The following is a 3,747-nucleotide window of genomic DNA, read 5'->3' as shown; positions in this document are numbered from 1 at the left end:
GAGGGACAGAAATGCAGAGGGGGCAAAAACTGCGATGAGTCTTCATATTATACATACTATTGATAGCTTTGGATTGAAGGATATACTAGATAAATAGGAATTAGACTGTAGTAATTTATAAATATAGAGTTTTTCCTGCATATAAAATATAATAAAGTAAATAATAAAAGAATATTAAAAATAAAGGAAAAATATATCTTTAAAGGCGAATAAAGTATATAATATATTTATTTGAATGTGGAAGATAGATAAATATTTTAAATATGATAAAGGGAGGCTCTTTTATGACACCAGAAATAAGAGAAAAGTTACTAGGTCTAATAAATGACAAAGCATACAATCCTCTAAAAAAAGAAGAATTGGCGTTGATATTTGATATACATTCTTGTGAAAAGCCGATGTTTGACAATTTTTTAGAAGAATTACAAAATGATGGATATATAGTTATAACAAAAAAAGGAAGAGTTATGGCACCTAGTGCTATGGGATATTTCGTAGGAAAATTCGTATCTCATAGAAGAGGATTTGGGTTTGTCGAATCAGATGAAGAATTTGTACAAGATTTATTTATAAATCCAGAAGATATAAATGGAGCTTTGAATGGCGATAGAGTCATGGCCGAAATAACAAAACCTGCTACAGAAGGAAGAAGAGCAGAGGGCGCTATAGTAAAGGTAATAAAAAGAGAAACTGATACTATAATAGGTCTTTTCCAATCTAACAAGAACTTTGGGTTTGTCGTTCCAGATGACAAGAAATTCAACCAAGACATTTATATTCCAAACAAGTTTTTCTCTGGAGCAAAGGACAACGACAAGGTAGTCTGTAAGATAACTATGTGGCCAATAGAAGGCAGAAAACCAGAAGGTAAAATAATCGAAGTAATAGGTCAAAAAGGAGAACGTGGAGTAGAGATAGATTCTATAATAAGAGCTCACGGTCTTCCTGAGGAATTCCCACAAAAGGTAATAGACGAAGCTGAACGTGTGAGCATTCCAATACTAGAAGAAGAGATAGCTAGAAGACTTGATTTGAGAGAATTAAAGACATTTACAATAGATGGCGATGATGCAAAAGACTTAGACGACGCCGTATCAATAGAAGTATTGCCAAGTGGAAACTACAAATTAGGAGTACATATTGCAGATGTATCTCATTACGTAAGAGAACACTCTAAGCTAGACAAAGAGGCGATAAAGAGAGCGACATCAGTTTATCTAGTGGATAAAGTAATACCAATGCTTCCAAAGCAGCTATCAAATGGAGTTTGTAGTTTAAATCCTTTTGAAGATAAATTAACTCTATCAGTATTTATGGAGATAAATGCAGATGGTAAGGTTATAAAATACGATATAGCAGAATCTGTGATAAATTCAAAGGCTAGAATGACTTATACAGAGGTCTCTGATATCTTAGAAAAAGACGACGAAAAGCTAAAAAATACTTTCGCAAGCTTAGTAGACGACTTCAAGCATGCAGAAGAACTAGCTAAGATTCTTATGAAAAGAAGAGCTAGAAGAGGCTCAATCGACTTTGATTTCCCTGAATCAAAAATAATATTAAATTCAGAAGGAAAAGTAGTAGATATCAAATCATACGAGAGAAGAATATCTAATAAAATGATAGAAGAGTTTATGCTTGTAACTAATGAAACAGTAGCTGAACATTTCTTCTGGCTAGCGGTGCCATTTGTCTATAGAATACATGAGATACCTGCAGCAGAAAAGATGGAAACTTTAAATAAATTCATAGCGACTTTTGGATATTCATTTAAAGGAGATTTAGAGGAAATACATCCTAAGGAAATACAAAGAGTATTAGGATTAATAAAAGGAAAACCAGAGGAACAAGCAATCAGCACAATCATGCTTAGAAGTATGAGACAGGCTAGATATGCTCCTCACTGTGTAGGACACTTTGGTTTAGCGGCACAGTATTACTGCCACTTTACATCACCGATAAGAAGATATCCAGATTTACAAATACACAGAATAATAAAAGAACAGTTAAACGGAAAGCTTACAGAAAAGAGAAGTGAACAGCTTGCAAATATAGTAGAGTACGCATCTAACCAATCTTCAGAGAGAGAAAGAGAAGCTGATTTAGCTGAAAGAGATGTACACGATTACTACAAAGCAGTCTATATGGAGGAGCGAATCGGTAAAGAGTACGATGGAATAGTTTCTAGCGTGACTTCATTTGGAATGTTTGTAGAGCTTGAAAATACTGTAGAAGGTCTAGTAAGAATGGTCGATATGAATGACGATTTCTACAATTATAATGAAGACACTTATTCATTAATTGGAGAGAGAACTAAAAACGTATATAGAATAGGTGATCAAGTCAGAATCAAGGTCAGCAAGGTAAATGTAGATTTTAGAGAAATAGACTTTGAGCTTGTAAATCAAAAAGATGCTCAAGAGTAGGTAAAATATTAAAAATAGTTGATAAAATTTTCTGAAAGGGATATTATAAAAATGTAATTGTTAATATTTACATTTATAATATTCCTTTATTTTTTGATTTATTTTTAGGTAAATATATAAATGCATTGAATGGAGGAATGAGAATGGGAGATCCGATAGAATATAGTTATGAAGACTTTCCAGAATCTACAACCGTTACGAAGGGTATGAATGTAATTGAATTTGAGGATGAGATTACATCAGTAGTATGTAAAAGATATGTAAATTATGTAGAAAGAGATGGAAAAGGTCTAAAATTACAATTTCTAATGCCTTACTATACTGTAGAGCATATGGAAAAACTGCCATGTGTAGTATTCGTACAAGGTTCAGGTTGGATAAAACAGAAATTATATTTAAACATAGGCAACCTATCAAAAATTGCAGATAAGGGGTACATAGTTGCAATTGTTCAATACAGATCAGCAGAGGACGCGCCTTTCCCAGCACAAGTACAAGATATCAAAACAGCTATCAGGTTTTTAAGAAAACACGCATCAGAGTACAAAATTGATAAGGATAATATATTTTTATGGGGGGACTCATCAGGAGCACATGTATCTTTGATAACTGGAATAACTAGCGGTGTCACAGAGCTAGATACCGATGACTACAGTGAATACTCAGACAAAGTAAATGGAATAGTTGATTTCTACGGACCGACAGATATAACAAGAATGAATGAGGCTCCGACTACAGCTGACTATACTGTTGCAGATAGTCCAGTCGGAATATTAATAGGAAAATTGGACGTTACAAAGCACGGGGACAAGGCGCAAAAGGCAAATGTCCTAAATTACATAACAAAAGGTAGAGATATACCTCCGATAATAATTTTCCACGGTAGCAAGGACAGAATAGTTCCATTTGAACAAAGTGCGATGCTTCATGAAAAATTATTGGCAGAAGGAAAGGAAAGTAGTATTTACAAAGTTATGGGGCAAGACCACTGTGGACCTGGATTTTGGCAAGACGAGGTTATAAATTTGATTGATGAATTTTTTGAAAAACATATGAAAAGAATTTAGGAATATTAAAAATAGTAGGTATTTACAATTAAATAGGTATATATTTTTGGATGAATTATGTATGAAATTTTCTTAGAATGGATAGTTCATCCTTTTGTTTTGCAAAAAAATTATTTTGGAAGTTTGCACGGCTTGACGAAATGAATAATGTGTGGTAAATTATAGTTCAGTTTAAAAATAATGAATTGATATTTACACGTTTAATAGGTATATATGATATAATAATTTATAAGAAATAGAGAAGAAGGTGAGAT

At 32.9% G+C, this 3,747-nt stretch carries 2 protein-coding genes; both read left to right on the top strand.

Going from position 1 to position 3,747, the window contains the following annotated elements; all coding sequences use genetic code 11:
* Positions 1 to 284: 284 nt before the first annotated feature.
* Complete coding sequence (rnr, locus tag SPD90_RS15130; RefSeq protein WP_320626605.1) at positions 285 to 2,426, top strand: ribonuclease R; 2,142 nt, start codon at positions 285 to 287, stop codon at positions 2,424 to 2,426.
* 143 nt (positions 2,427 to 2,569) lie between these two features.
* The gene (locus SPD90_RS15125; protein WP_320925782.1) at positions 2,570 to 3,493 is read left to right on the top strand and encodes an alpha/beta hydrolase; all 924 of its coding nucleotides are present in this window, start codon (positions 2,570 to 2,572) and stop codon (positions 3,491 to 3,493) included.
* Positions 3,494 to 3,747: the final 254 nt, after the last annotated feature.

Source organism: Intestinibacter sp. (assembly GCF_034113885.1).
Classification (GTDB): Bacteria; Bacillota; Clostridia; order Peptostreptococcales; family Peptostreptococcaceae; genus Intestinibacter.
This window is presented reverse-complemented; position numbering and strand designations above follow the sequence as displayed.